Raw genomic sequence first — 14,203 nt, 5'->3', positions numbered from 1 at the left:
CGCCTTGCCCAACGTTTTCGTACGCTCATCGCAATGCGCAAAACCGGCAGGAAGGAATCGCCATGACCAATCCGTTCGAGAACGAGGACGGCCGGTACTACGCGCTCGTCAATGACGAGGGCCAGTACTCGCTGTGGCCGGTGTTCGCCGACGTCCCGGAAGGGTGGAGGATCGTCCACGGCGAGGCCGGCCGGCAGGAGTGCCTTGACTTCATCGAGGAGAACTGGACCGACATGCGACCCCTCAGCCTGGTCGAGGAGATGCGTCAGTACGAAACGACCTGACGACACCGCGCGACCCTGACGCGCGAAGGCCGCGACGCTAATGCGTCGCGGCCTTCGCGCGTTCAGGGGTGGGGTGGTGTGCGCGTTCGCCTCGGGGTGTCGCGATCTCCCGCCGGTGACCGGAAAGTTTATTAAATGAATTCTCATATTCCCAGGTCAGCGCCCTTGCTCCTTTCCATGGCGCCCCTAGGGGATGGGTTAGGGGAAACGTAGGGGTGTAGGTCGAATAGGGGTGCTGTTAGCGTCAAATTTAAGTCGAACGCAATTGTTGCGTTTCTCCCGGTGGGCGGCCGGTGAGGGGCGCGGCGAATCCGCGGACCGGGGCGCGCGGGTGTTCGGCGGACGGGGGGAGGGGCCCACACGGCCTCCTCTCCGGCCGGCGGCGGGCCGGGACCACGACCGGTCGCGGCCCTGGTCGCCGGGGCTCGGAGTGGCTCGGGAACATGAGGAGTGGACTTGATGCCAGACCTTGGACAGGGACGGATCGCGGACCAGGTGATCCGGGTTCCGGTGAGCGCCCTGCTCGCCGCGGACTCGCCCCGTGACGCGGGGGAGAACGAGGAGCACGTCGAGACGCTCGCCGCGGCGGGTGCGGGACTGCCGCCGATCATCGTGCACCGCGCGACCATGCGCGTCATCGACGGACTGCACCGGCTCAAGGCCGCGCGGCTGCGCGGCGAGGACTCCATCGAGGTCCGCTACTTCGAGGGCGACGAGGCCGACGCCTTCGTGGTGGCGGTCAAGGCGAACATCGCGCACGGACTGCCGCTCAGCCTGGCCGACCGCAAGCGGGCCGCCGCCCGGATCATCGGCACGCACCCGCACTGGTCGGACCGCATGATCGCGTCGGTGACCGGGCTCGCGCCCGCCACCCTCGCCGAGCTGCGCCGCCGGATCACGGGAGTGAGCGGGTCCGAGGACGTCCGGGTCGGCCAGGACGGCCGGGTACGGCCGATCAGCAGCGCCGCCGGGCGGCGGCGGGCCGGGGAGCTCATCACCGAGAACCCCGCGCTGTCGCTCCGGCAGGTCGCCCGGTTGGCGGGGATCTCGCCCGAGACCGTCCGGGACGTCCGGAACCGGCTGGCCCGCGGCGAGGATCCGGTGCCCGCGCCACGCCGGAGCGGCGGGTCCGGGACGCGCCAGAACGACGTCCCGGCGCGGCCGGTGCCCATCGAGCGACCCGCCGCGCCGGACCCGCTCATGATCGTCGACCGGCTCAGGTCGGATCCGGCGCTGCGGTTCAGCGAGGCCGGCCGGGACCTGCTGCGGCTGCTCGGCCTGCACATGCTGCGTCCAGAGCAGTGGAACCGGATCGTCAACGGCGTGCCGCCCCACTGCGGGCCGATCGTCGCCGAGCTCGCCCGCGCGTGTTCGGACAAGTGGTCCGAACTGGCCGTCCGGGTGGAGACCCAGATGGCGGAGATCAGCTGACCCGGCCCCAACGCCATGTGCCCGCCCGGATTCTCACCGGGCGGGCACATGGCGTCGGGGCCCCAGCGGGCGCCGACGTCAGTCCACGACGGGAGACCGGCCGGCGCTCACGTCCTCGGACGGGATGTCCCCAGCCGTGACGCCGTTGGCCTTCACTCCGTCGGCCGTGATGCCGTCGGGTATGCCGCTCGTGTCCCCGAGCTCCCGGGCGCGCAGCCGCTCCTCGGCGGTGTGCTCGACCCGCGCCATCGTCACGCGCAGGACGGGCGGGGCCATCAGCGAGGTCACGATCGCCACGAGGATGACGATGGTGTACATCTCCGGGCTCAGCACGCCGAGACGGAGACCCACCATCGCGATGATGACCTCGATGACGCCGCGCGCGTTCATGCCCGCCCCGAGGGCGAGGCCCTCCCAGTGGTCCAGCCCGCTGAGCCGGGCGCCCAGGTAGGCGCCGGCGAACTTGCCGACCACCGCGATGGCGAGCACGCCGAGGCCGGTCAGCAGGACGGTCGGCCGGGTCAGCGCGCCGAGGTCCATGCGCAGCCCCGCGGTGGCGAAGAACAGCGGCGCGAGGACGGCCATCACGATCGTCTGCAACGGCCGGATCCGGTCCCGGTCCAGCGCGCCGGTCCCGGTGATGACCAGCCCCGCCACGAACGCTCCGAACACCGCCTCCAGCTTCATGGCCTGGGTGGCGGCCGACGCCGCGAGCACCAGCAGCACCACCACGGTGACCGTCGTGCCGGGACCCTCGGCCCGTCCGGCCGCGCGCAGCGTCCAGGCGACGGGCCTCCGCAGGGCGACGGCCGCGACGACCACGACCAGCGGCCACAGCAGCGACACCGTGAGGTGGGAGGCGCGGATCCCGGTGGTGGCCATCGCCGAGACCACCGACAGCAGCAGCCAGCCGACGATGTCGTCCACCATCACCGCGCTCAGCGTGAGCTGCCCGATGTTGCGGTGGACGAGCCGCAGGTCCATCAGGGTCTTGGCGATGACGGGGATCGCGCTGACCGCCATCGCGATCCCGAGGAACAGGGCGAAGGTCGGGCGCTCGGCCGTGCCGGGGACCAGCGAGCCGGGCAGCAGGAAGCCGACGCCGACACCGAGTGCCAGCGGGATCAGCAGGCCGCCCACGCTGATCCGCAGCGCGGTCGTGCCGCGCCTGCGCATCAGCGACAGGTCCATGTGCATGCCGGTGAGCGCGACCAGGAGCAGCACACCGAGCTGGGCGGTCGCGTCGAGAATGTGGAACCGCGCCGGATCGCGCGGCAGCAGCCATCCGCTCAGCCCGGGCGCGATCCGCTCCAGCACCGAAGGGCCGAGCAGCACTCCCGCGCACAACTCACCCACAATGGCGGGCATTCCGAAACGCATGCCCAGGCGGCCGAGCAGAAAGGCCGCCAGAAGCAACGCTCCGATCTGGACGAGGAAGACGAGAAGCTGAGGGGACGGAATCGGTGGCACGGGACCTGCGGCGAAATCGGCGGCAAGCAGCATCGGCCCTCCGGCAGAGCGTGAAAAAGCCCACGGCGACGTGCGGGGAGAGTGAGGGATCGCGAATTCCGCGATCCGCTCGGCCAACTATACGAATCGCTCCGCCGGCGGGAAATCGTCCAATCTCGGCTCCGTCCGGCGGTTGGACGTCAGCGGTCGTCGGGTGAGGCGGGCCGCAGCCGACTCCCCAATTCGGACCGGCGGGCGACGCCGAGCTTGCGGTACACCCGCGTCAGATGCTGCTCGACCGTGCTCACCGTGACGCCGAGGGTCTCGGCGATCCGGCGGTTGGTCCCGCCCTCGGCGGCGAGCTCGGCGACCTTCCGCTCGGCCTCGGTCAGCGACGGCCCCTCACCGGCGCCGCCGGAGCCGGGCCGGCTCGTCCAGGTGTCGCCCGGCTCCCGGTCCGGTCCGCCGTGCGTCCTGTCCGGCGCGGCCGGCGTCGACGTGAGCCCGCTCTGCCTGCCGAGCCGCCGGGCGACGTCCCTGGTGGCGCGCGCCTCCCGGTGCCGGCCGGTGGCCTCCCGGGCCTGACCGAGTTCACCCAGCGCCAGTGCCAGCTCGCATTGGTCGTCCCCCTGTTCCAGCACCCGGACGGCCTCGGTCAGCAGGGCGGGCCGGTGGGCCGCGCCCGCACCGGACGCCAGGATCCGCAGGCAGGCGCCCCGGGTCCGGGACGGGCCGGGACCGATCCGCGCGAGCTGCCGCCGCACCAGGGCGGCGGCTCCGTCCCGGTTGCCGAGCGTCAGCAGGGACCAGGCGGCCTCGACCCGCCACGGGACGAGTCCGGGTACGTCGCAGCCCCAGCGCGTCATGCGATCGCCGCAGGCCAGGAAGTCGGCGAGGGCCGCCTCCGGACGGCCGGCCGCGAGGTGGTGGCGTCCGCGCGCGTGCAGGTAGTGCAGCCCGGCCAGAGTCTCGAACATCGCCGCGGGGACCGCGATGCCCAGGTGGGTCGCCGCCTCCTCCAGCCGGCCCGCCGCCGTGGTGGCCAGCACGGTGACCGAGATCGGCAGGCCGATGGTCACGCCCCACCCGGCGGGGGACGTCCACGCCAGCGCCGCCCGGGCGCGGCGGTCGGCCGTCGTGAGGTCGCCCGTGCGCATCGCGGCCACGGCGCGGACCACCTCGAGCGCCGCGCGCTCCGCGGCGGCGCACCTCCCGGCCTCCTGCTCGAGCAGGGTGTCGCACCAGTCGGCGGCGAGGACCGGACGCTCGGCGTACACGAGTGTGGCCAGGGCCGCGACGACGTGTTCGAACGACCACGTGGGCGGCCGCGCCCCGGCCAGCACTTCCTGCGCGACGGTGACGGGGTCGAGGCCGGGGACGTCGTGGGCGCCGGCCGAGAGCGCCGTGGCCAGGGCCGCCGCCGCGCGCAGCTGTCCGCTCGCGGCCGAACCCGCGATCTCGAGGTCAGGGTCCGGCGGGAGCCCGCCGGACCGTCCCTCGGCGCGGCCTTCCACGGGACCTCCCGGCGGCCGGCCCGCGACGTCCGGGAACACGGTCGTCAACAGCAGCCGCGTCGCCGCCGCCTCCCGGACGAGCCGTCCGCGGACCTGCCTACCGGGGATCAGACCGGCCGGGCGGGTCCGGGCGACCATGTCCGCCGCGGCGCCCGTCCGGCCCGTCCAGGCCAGGTAGCGAGACAGTGAGAGAGCGCCGCGCTCGGTGAGCAGCCCGGCCCCGAAGGCGGTGTCGAGTTCGGGGAGCAGGCGCGCCGCGACGGCGGGGTCGGTGCGCCACTCGATCGCGGCGAGCATCTCGGCGACCCGGACCCGCTCGCGCGGATGGACGTCGCCCCGGCGGGCCAGCCGGAGGCAGGCGACGGCGAACCGGGAGTCGCCCGTGGCCATGGCCTGCTCGGCGGCCGTCAGCAGCACCTCCCCGGACCACGGTCGCGTCGCCTTGTTGGCCGTGACCAGGTGCCGGGCCACCACCTGCGCGGGCGCGCCCTCCGCGTACAGCAGCAGGGCGGCGCGCCGGTGCAGCTCGGCCAGATCCTCCGTCGGCATCGATTCGAGGACGAGCGCGGGGATCGCCGGACCCCGGAATCCCTCCCCGGTGAGCAGCCCCGCCCCGCGCAGGCGTTCGGCGGGTTCGTCGAGTCTCGCCGGGTCCCACTCCAGGACCTTGGCCGCGAGTGCGTGAGTTCCGAACGCGGGGGTCCCGGGTCCGGAGAGCACGGCCATGACCTCCGCGACCCTGGACGCCGCGGAGCCCGCGCGCCGCAGAAGGTGCACGACCGCCTGGGCGAACGCCGTGTCCGCCGTCAGCTCTCCGCCGCCGCGCAGCGTGTCGTCGCTGTCCTTCAGCAGCGCCTCGACCAGCAGCGGGTTGCCGCCGGTGAGCTCGTCGCAGTGGACGGCCAGCCGGACGGCCGTCTCCGCGTCGACCCGCTGGGCGAGCAGCCGTTCCTGACCGGTCCGCGACAGCGGGGCGAGGCGGAGACGTCGGCAGTACGGGCGACCGAGCAGCTCCCGGAGGTGCGGAGGGCAGGGGGCCGCCGCCGGGATCCCGGCGAGGACGAGGGTGATCCGCGCGGCCCGCAGCCGGTGGGCCAGATGGACCAGCCAGCGCAGCGAGACGTCGTCGACGATGTGGGCGTCGTCCACCAGGAGCACCAGGGGCCGTGTCTCGGCGTGGCGGAGGAGAACGGCGGCCAGTTCGCGCGCCATGGTGGTGCCGAACGGCGCTGCCCCGCCGGAGGCGTCCGGCGGGCCGGCCTCGCCTTCCTCACCCAGGCCGCCGGAGGCGAGGAGGGGGCCGAGCAGGCCGTCCTCCAGAAGCCACAGCGCCTCCGGGGACATGTCGGCCGGAGCGTCGATCCCGCGGACGAGTCGCCGGAGGACCCCGAGCGCGACGCCTTGTTCCGCCGATGTCCCCGCGGCTTCCAGAACACGCGCGCCGGAAGCGGCCGCACGTTCGGCGAATGCGCGGAGAAGAGTCGTCTTTCCCGTCGCCGCGGGGCCGTCGATGATAACGACCCGACCCTGTCCGTCAAGGGCCTTTTCGAGGTCGTGCCATAGTGCCGCCAGTTCGGACTCTCGCTCGACCATGGTCATGCACGCACGCCTCCGGACGCCCGGAATTTCCTTGGGCGGCCAAGGAGTCCGAGGTGCCCGGGCCCTCGCCGGAGTCGGCCTCCCCGCCTCGGCCGACCGGCCCTGCGGTCGCGGGGCACGGATCGCGGCGGGTGCCTCCGGCATGCTTGTGACCTCTGCCTTCTCCGGGGACGCGGGCCTCCTGGCCGACGTGGTGAGTAGAACACGGGGGTCGTTAGATTCAGTTAAACGGGGCCGTCACAGCTGGGAGGGCGGTACCGGCGGAGGCCCCGATAGCGGGTTCGGTGAACGCTTCCCGGCAGAAGTCGGCCGCCTTTCCCGTCGTTTCCGGAGGCCGGCCGAAGGGAGTGGAGGTGCTCCACCCGCCGCCCGTTGTGGCTGGATGCGGCCAGGTGCCGAGACCGGACGGCGAAGACGCAGGTCATGTTTTGTCGCGTTACCACAAGGATCGGCGTTCTGACTCAGTGTTGATTGCTCTGTCCGGTTCCGGGTGCGAGAGTCGTGGCACGGAGGGCGTGCGGAGCCCGGTCTGTGGCCGTGAGCCCATGGCGGAGGGGGCCGCCGGGCTGGGGTGACGGCACAGGGAGCGGAACCGCGCATGGGGATGGTCGAACGTTCGAGGGAACTTCGCGCGCTGGAGGACATGCTCGACGCCGGCCGGCGGGGAAGCGGATCGGTCGTGCTGATCGAGGGGCCGCCCGGCGCCGGCAAGACCGCGTTGCTGCACGCCTTCGCCGAGCGCGCCGCCGCCTCGGGCGCGGTGTTCGTCGGCGCCTCCGCATCGGCCTTGGAACGTAACATGCCGCTCGGCTCGGCCGGCCAGCTCTTCGAGGAGCGGGCCCTGTCGGCGGACGAGAGGGCCCGCGCGGGCAGGCTGTTGCGCGACGGCGCGCTCACCGCCATGGCGCACGGCTCGGGCTCACCGTTGGAGGAGCCCGTGTCGCTGCCGCCGCTCGTCCTCGGCGGGCTGAGCGACGTCCTGCTGGGGCTCGCGGAAAGAGCCCCGGTCGTGATCGGCCTCGACGACGTCCAGCACGTCGACGAGCTGTCCCGGCAGTTGCTGATGTACCTGGCCCGCCGGGTCCGGTCCGTCCGCGTGCTGCTGGTGGCCACCGGCTGCCCCCGCACCGGCCGCGACGCCTCCTCGATCCGCGCCGACCTGCTGCGCCTTCCGGGAGCGCGCCGCCTGCGTCTCAACCCGCTGTCCCGGCAGGGCGTGGAGACCGTCCTCGCGGGCCGGGTCGGGCAGAACGCGGCGCGCCGGGTCGGAGCGGAGGCGTATCAGGCGACCGGCGGAAACCCCCTCCTGGTGAGCGCGCTGGTGGAAGACCAGCCCGTGGCGGCCGACGACTCCGAGTCCCCGGTGTTCGGCGGCGCCTTCCGGCAGGCCGTGCTGTACTGCCTCCAGCAGTACGACCTCGGCCGGTTCGCCGTCGGCCTCGCGGCCCTGGGGGACCGGTCCGGCGACGTCCCCGGCGCCGACGACGTCCGGCCGGCGACACTGTCGCCCCTCGCCTTGGCCGGAGAGCTTCTGCGGCTCGACGCCGAGTCCACCGGGGAGCACCGGGAGAGGCTCGCCTCGATCGGCCTGCTCGGCGCGTCCGGACTCTGCCACGAGGCCGTCGACACCGCCGTGCTGCGAAGCCTGGCCGCGGGTGAGCGGAGCGAACTGCTGCACCGGGCGGCGGACGTGCTCTACAGCCGGGGCGCTCCGGCGCCGGTCGTGGCGGACCGGCTGGTGGCGGCCGATCGGGTGGACGGCCCGTGGGGCGTCCAGGCCCTGTGCGACGGGGCGGACCACAACCTGTCCCAGGGCCATTTCACCAGGGCGGTCGACCAGCTTCGGCTGGCGCTGCGGGAGGCCGGCGACGGGGCCCGGCACGCCGTCCGGTTCGCTCTGGCACGCGCGGAGTGCCGGATGGACCCGGCCGTCGCGGCACGGCACCTGCCAGAGCTCATCCGGTCCCTGCACTTCCACGCGGTGCCCGATCAGGAGCGCACGGCCTTCGTCGTCGGCCTGCTGTTCTGGCTCGGGCGTTCCGAGGAGGCGCTGAACCTGGTCGCCGAGCCGTTCCCCGCCGACGCCCGGGTACCGGCCGAGGCGTCCGGGGGTGAAGGCCCGGACATCGGCCGGTACTGGTGGCTGCCCGACGCCTACCCCGGCCTGGTGGGACGGGACCCGTTCCCGTCCGGTGCCCAGGAGGGGCCGTCGGACGGGAACGGGTCCCAGGCGGCCGTCACAGTCGTGCGCCGCCTGCTCACCGGCGGCGTGCCCGACGGCCGGCTGGAGCCGCGCCGCCGCGACCGGATGCTCGCCGAGGCGGGCACCGTCCTCCAGGATCCGGGCTCGGCGCCGATGCCCCTGGCGTCCTTCGCGGTCCTCGAGGCGCTCCTGCACGTGGACGAGCCCGGGGTCGTCGAGTGGTGGTGCGACGCCGGCGACAAGACCGCCCTGATCCGCTCGCCCGTCGCCGCCGCGCTGGTGGCGTCCCTGCGCGCGGAGATCCACCTGCGCCGCGGTGAGCTGGTGGAGGCCGAGCGGCGGGCCTCCGAGGCCCTCGACCTCCTCCCGCTCGTGGCCTGGGGAGTGGCGGTCGGGTTCCCGCTCGCCACCCTGCTCGGCGCGCTCACCGGACTGGGCGTCCAGGACGAGGCGCAGCGGGTGCTGAACCTGCCGGTGCCGCCGGCCATGTGGGACACCCCGGCGGTGCTGCCGTACCTGCGGGCCCGGGGGCGGTACCACCTCGCCGTGGGCAGCCCCCGGGCCGCGCTGGCGGAGTTCCGGGCGTGCGGCGAGCTGATGACGCACTGGGGCATGGACCTGCCGAGCATCGTGCCGTGGCGGACCGACTCCGCGGAGGCTCACCTGCTCCTCGGCGAGCCGGGGGCCGCCCGCGACGCCGCCGAGCAGCAGCTCGCCCGCCTGGCGCACGGCGGCGCGCGGACGCGCGGCATCACGCTCCGCGTGCTCGCCCTGTCGCTCGCGGTGGAGGAACGGCCGGGCCCGCTGACCGAGGCGATCCGCCTGCTGGAGCAGGGCGGCGACCGGCTGGAGCGGGCCGGTGCGCTCGCCGCGCTGAGCGACGCCTACCTCGCCACCGGACGCGCCGGGACCGCCAGGGCGCTGCGGCGGCGGGCAGAGCTGCTGTTCGCCGAGTGCGGCGCCGGCGGCGTCCGCCGGACGCAGGGCGACGGCGTGCTCGCCCCGGTGCCCGGCGGGGCGCCGTCCCACGACCTGCTCGCCGAGCTGAGCGACGCCGAGCGGCGGGTCGCCGAGTACGCCGCCAACGGCTATACCAACCGACAGATCGCCCGCGTGCTGCACGTCACCATGAGCACGGTGGAACAGCACCTCACCCGCGTCTACCGGAAACTCAGCATCACCCGCAGGACGGACCTGCCGCTGAGGCTGACCATGCCGGGCGAGGAATGCCCGGCGTGACCTTCCGGGTTCGCCCGCCGGTTCCCGGCCCCCGGCCCGCCGGTCCTCGGCCGCACATGCCGAACACCCACGTGCCGAACACGCGTGTCCCGACACGGGCGTGCGTGTTCGAGATCGGCCCACTTTCTCATGTGGAAGCCTTGTCCAAGTGTTGGAAATGAACATTTGGACCCGGTTCTGAAGTCGTCGTAAAACGATCGGCTATGTGCGGTCGAACGGCTCTCTGTTGGACGCCCGTCCGGTGGGCGCATGATCCTGCCATGGTGTGCCGCTCAGCGGCATTTCGACCCCAACGGGAGGGTGACCAGAATGGCAGGAAATCGCGAGGAGTTCGACGTCGTCGTCGTTGGGGGCGGGCCGGGAGGATCGACCCTGGCGACCCTGGTGGCGATGCGGGGGCACAGCGTCCTCCTCCTGGAGAAGGAGGCGTTCCCGCGCTACCAGATCGGCGAATCCCTGCTGCCCTCCACCGTGCACGGCGTCTGCCGCCTCCTCGGGGTGACCGAACGGCTCGCCGAGGCGGGCTTCACCCACAAGCAGGGCGGCACCCTGCGCTGGGGCGCCAACCCCGAGCCGTGGACGTTCGCGTTCTCGGTCTCGCAGAAGACCGCGAGCGCCACGTCCTTCGCCTACCAGGTGGAGCGGTCGAAGTTCGACAAGATCCTGCTCGACAACGCCAGGGAGAAGGGGGTCGAGGTCCGGGAGCGGTGCACGGTCAACGATGTGCTCGAGGAGGACGACCGCATCCGCGGCGTCCGCTACACCGACCCCGAGGGCGAGCGCCGCGAGGTCTCGGCGACCTGGGTGGTGGACGCCTCCGGCAACACCGGTCACCTCTACAAGCGCGTCGGCGGCACGCGCGAGTACTCGGAGTTCTTCCGCAGCCTCGCGCTGTTCGGCTACTTCGAGAACGGCAAGCGCCTGCCCGCGCCCAACTCGGGCAACATCCTGTCGGCGGCGTTCAAGAGCGGCTGGTTCTGGTACATCCCGCTGAGCGACACCCTCACCAGCGTCGGCGCCGTCGTGCGCCGCGAGGACGCCTCCCGCATCCAGGGCGACCGGGAGAAGGCACTGGACTCCCTGATCGAGGAGTGCGACCTGGTCCGGGACATGCTCGCCGACGCCACCCGCGTCACCGAAGGGCAGTACGGACAGCTGCGGGTGCGCAAGGACTACTCGTACCACAACACCGTTTTCTGGAAGCCGGGAATGGTGCTCGTGGGCGACACCGCGTGTTTCGTGGACCCGGTCTTCTCGTCCGGGGTCCACCTCTCGACCTACAGCGCCCTGCTCGCCGCCCGCTCCATCAACAGCGTCCTGGAAGGACTGGTGGACGAGAAGGCCGCCTTCACCGAGTTCGAGACCCGCTACCGCCGCGAGTACAGCGTCTTCTACGAATTCCTGATGTCGTTCTATGACATGCACGTGGACGAGTCGTCGTACTTCTGGTCGGCGAAGAAGGTCACCAAGAACACCCACACCGAACTGGAGTCCTTCGTCGAACTCGTCGGAGGGTTGTCCGCGACGGAGTTCGACCTCAACGGCGCCGAGTCGGCCGCCCAGCGCTTCAGGTCGCGTTCGTCGGAGTTCGCCGACGCGGTGGACGATCTCGTCGAGGGCGGCGAGAAGAGCATGGTCCCGCTGTTCAAGTCCTCGGTCGTCCGCCAGGCCATGGCGCAGGGCGCCCAGGAGCAGACGCGCGCCCTGCTCGGCGAGGACGCCGAGCAGGAGGCGCCCATGCTCCCCGGCGGCCTGGTCGCCTCCGCGGACGGCCTGTACTGGCGTCCCCCGTCCGAGGTCTGAGCCCGCCTCCGAGACCGCTGCCCGCCACCCTTCGCTCCAGCCCCCCGCCAGCCCCCCGCCAGCCCCCGCCAGCCCCCCGCCAGGCCCCGCCATGCCCCCGCGCCATGCCCCGCTCCCGCTTGCTCCCGCCCGCTCCCGCCCCGCACCGGTCCTCCGGACGCGGCAGGAGGCGCCGGGACTCGCTCCTTCCGACCGTCCCTTCCGACAACCGGATCGGTGTCATGACTGAGAAGGCAGAAACCACCGCACATCCCGCCGCCGACGTGCAGCTCGACTACGTCGAGATGTACGTCGAGGACCTGGACGCGGCAGCGTTCTCGTGGGTCGACGGCTACGGCTTCACCGTGGTCGGGACCGGCGGGTCCACCGAGCACCGCAGCCTGGCGCTGCGGCAGGGCGGCATCAGCCTGGTGCTGACCATGGCCACCTCCGACCGCCACCCCGCCGCCGCCTACGTGGCGGCCCACGGTGACGGCGTCGCCGACATCGCGCTGTGCACCGCCGACGTCGCGGGCGTCTACCGGTCGGCGGTCTCCGCCGGCGCCGCCGCGGTCCGCGAACCGGCCCGTCACGTGGGCGGCGGCGCCCCCACCGCGACCGCGACGATCGGAGGTTTCGGCGACGTCGCGCACACGCTGGTGGACCGGGCGGCCGCGACCGGGACCGGGCTGCCCGCCGGCTTCGTCCCCGTCCTCGAACCGGCCCGGCGGCCCGCCGCGGGCGTGGGCCTCCAGAAGATCGACCACATCGCCGTCTGCGTGGAGAACGGCCAGCTGGACCCGACGGTCGAGTACTACCGCAGGACCCTCGGGTTCGACTTCATCTTCGAGGAGAAGATCGCCGTGGGGACCCAGGCGATGAACTCCAAGGTCTCGCAGAGCCTGTCCGGCAGCGTCACGCTGACCCTGCTGGAACCGGAGTACGGGGCCCAGCCCGGCCAGATCGACGACTTCCTCAAGGGACACCAGGGGCCCGGCGTCCAGCACCTCGCCTTCGCCACCGACGACTCGGTGAGGGCGGTCCACGCTCTGGAGAGCCGCGGCGTCACCTTCCTCAGCACCCCGGACGCCTACTACGACAGGCTGGGCGAGCGGGTCACGCCCAGGCGCCACACGCCGGCCGACCTCCGCGCCGCGAACCTGCTCGCGGACGAGGACCACGACGGGCAGCTGTTCCAGATCTTCACCGTGTCCGCGCACCCCCGCCGCACCATCTTCTACGAGATCATCGAACGGCAGGGCACAAGGACCTTCCGCGCCGCGAACATCAAGGCGCTGTACGAGGCCCTCGAGAGCGACAGGACGGGCCGGGGTGGAGCCGGCTGACCGGCCGCCGGACCCGGTGGCCGAGCTGGAGCACGCCGCCGCCCGCGTCCTGCCCCGCGACGTGTGGGACTTCGCCGCGGGCGGCAGCGGCCGGGAACTCGCGCTGCGGGCCAACCGGGAGTTCCTGGACAGGGTGTTCCTCCAGCCGAGGGTGATGCGGGACGTGTCGCGGTGCGCGACCGGGACCACGCTCCTCGGGAGGCCCGCCCGAATCCCGCTGGCGGTCGCGCCGGTGGCCTACCACCGGCTCTTCCACCCGGACGGCGAACTGGCGACGGCCCGCGCCGCCAAGACCGCCGGTGTCCCGTTCACCCTCGGCACCCTCAGCAGCGTGCCGGTGGAGGAGGTCACCGCGGTCGGCGGCGAGGTCTGGTTCCAGCTCTACTGGCTGAACGACGAACGCAGGACGCTGGACCTGGTGAGACGCGCCGAGGACGCGGGCTGCCGTGCCGTGGTCCTCACCGCCGACGTCCCGTGGATGGGCCGCCGCGCCAGGGACGTCCGCAACGGGTTCGCGCTTCCCGACCACGTGCGGGCGGCGCACCTGGAACTGGACACGGGTTCGGCGGCGCACCGTCCCGCGCCGGGCACGTCGGCGGTCGCCGCGCACACCGCCGGGACGTTCTCGGCGGCCCTGACCTGGCGCACCCTGGAGACGCTGCGCGCCGCCACCGCCCTGCCGGTCGTGCTCAAGGGGGTCCTGGACCCCCGGGACGCGCGGCGTGCGGCCGACCTCGGCGCGGACGCGGTCATCGTCTCCAACCACGGCGGACGCCAGCTCGACGGCGCGGCCCCGGGGGCGATGGTCCTTCCCCAGGTCGCGGCGGCCGTCGAAGGGCACTGCGAGGTCCTGCTGGACGGCGGCGTGCGCACCGGCCCTGATCTTCTGAAGGCGCTGGCCCTCGGCGCGTCCGGCGCCCTGGTCGGACGCCCGGTGCTCTGGGGGCTGGCCGTCGACGGGGAGGACGGCGTCCACGGAGTGCTCGACACCCTGGCCGAGGAGTTCCGGGACGCGCTGGGACTGGCGGGCTGCGCCACGGTCGAGCAGGCGCACGACCTGGCGACCGTCCTCATGGGTACCGCCTGACACCACGCGGGCACGCAAGACGCGTCCCGGGCCACCGCAGGCCCGGGACGCGTTTCCGTGCGTTCGACAGGTCACACGGCGATGGCCCGTGCGGGGCGGGTGAGCGCCCGGCCGACGAGCGGGGCCATCACCGCGGTGATGCTCGCGAGCTCGTGGAGGTCGGCCTCGGTCAACGCCTGCGGGCCGTCGCAGAGGGCGGTCTCCGGGTGGGGGTGGACGTCGATGATGACGCCGTCGGCGCCGATGGCGATGGCGGCGCGGGTGAGGGG

8 protein-coding genes and 1 pseudogene are annotated in these 14,203 nt (G+C 73.2%); 6 read left to right on the top strand and 3 right to left on the bottom strand.

Annotated features, from left to right (window positions below; all coding sequences use genetic code 11):
- Nucleotides 1-62: 62 nt before the first annotated feature.
- A complete protein-coding gene (locus AB0L06_RS35720) occupies nucleotides 63-284 on the top strand; it encodes an MbtH family protein (protein WP_500235603.1) in 222 nt (73 codons plus the stop codon).
- 459 nt (nucleotides 285-743) lie between these two features.
- Nucleotides 744-1,715: a ParB/RepB/Spo0J family partition protein gene (locus tag AB0L06_RS35715; RefSeq protein ID WP_500235602.1), complete on the top strand. Its 972-nt coding sequence runs from the start codon at nucleotides 744-746 to the stop codon at nucleotides 1,713-1,715.
- A gap of 78 nt (nucleotides 1,716-1,793) precedes the next feature.
- Here AB0L06_RS35715 and AB0L06_RS35710 read toward each other — a convergent pair whose 3' ends face one another.
- Nucleotides 1,794-3,218, bottom strand: a complete 1,425-nt coding sequence (locus AB0L06_RS35710) for a cation:proton antiporter (RefSeq protein ID WP_500235601.1) — start codon at nucleotides 3,216-3,218, stop codon at nucleotides 1,794-1,796.
- A gap of 146 nt (nucleotides 3,219-3,364) precedes the next feature.
- Nucleotides 3,365-6,271 (bottom strand): helix-turn-helix transcriptional regulator, encoded by a 2,907-nt coding sequence (locus AB0L06_RS35705; protein ID WP_500235716.1) that lies wholly within the window; start codon nucleotides 6,269-6,271, stop codon nucleotides 3,365-3,367.
- 604 nt (nucleotides 6,272-6,875) lie between these two features.
- Between AB0L06_RS35705 and AB0L06_RS35700 the strand changes: the two genes are divergently transcribed.
- From AB0L06_RS35700 to AB0L06_RS35685, 4 genes are all read left to right on the top strand, one after another.
- The gene (locus tag AB0L06_RS35700; protein ID WP_500235600.1) at nucleotides 6,876-9,719 is read left to right on the top strand and encodes an AAA family ATPase; all 2,844 of its coding nucleotides are present in this window, start codon (nucleotides 6,876-6,878) and stop codon (nucleotides 9,717-9,719) included.
- Between the two features lie 309 nt (nucleotides 9,720-10,028).
- Nucleotides 10,029-11,522 carry a tryptophan 7-halogenase gene (locus tag AB0L06_RS35695; RefSeq protein WP_500235599.1) on the top strand — a complete coding sequence of 498 codons (1,494 nt, stop codon included), beginning with the start codon at nucleotides 10,029-10,031 and terminating at the stop codon, nucleotides 11,520-11,522.
- A gap of 221 nt (nucleotides 11,523-11,743) precedes the next feature.
- Entirely contained in the window at nucleotides 11,744-12,847 is a 1,104-nt protein-coding gene (gene hppD, locus AB0L06_RS35690) for a 4-hydroxyphenylpyruvate dioxygenase (RefSeq protein ID WP_500235598.1), read from the top strand.
- Nucleotides 12,834-13,934 (top strand): alpha-hydroxy acid oxidase, encoded by a 1,101-nt coding sequence (locus AB0L06_RS35685; RefSeq protein WP_500235597.1) that lies wholly within the window; start codon nucleotides 12,834-12,836, stop codon nucleotides 13,932-13,934. The genes hppD and AB0L06_RS35685 overlap by 14 nt, the downstream gene beginning before the upstream one ends.
- A 71-nt stretch (nucleotides 13,935-14,005) precedes the next feature.
- Here the strand turns inward: AB0L06_RS35685 and AB0L06_RS35680 are convergent.
- Nucleotides 14,006-14,203, bottom strand: a pseudogene (locus tag AB0L06_RS35680) (3-deoxy-7-phosphoheptulonate synthase); the annotation flags it as partial.

The organism is Spirillospora sp. NPDC052269 (assembly GCF_040679435.1).
In the GTDB taxonomy this organism is placed as follows: Bacteria; Actinomycetota; Actinomycetes; order Streptosporangiales; family Streptosporangiaceae; genus Spirillospora.
Note: the sequence above shows the minus strand (reverse complement) of the source record. Positions and strands in the feature narration are given on the sequence as shown.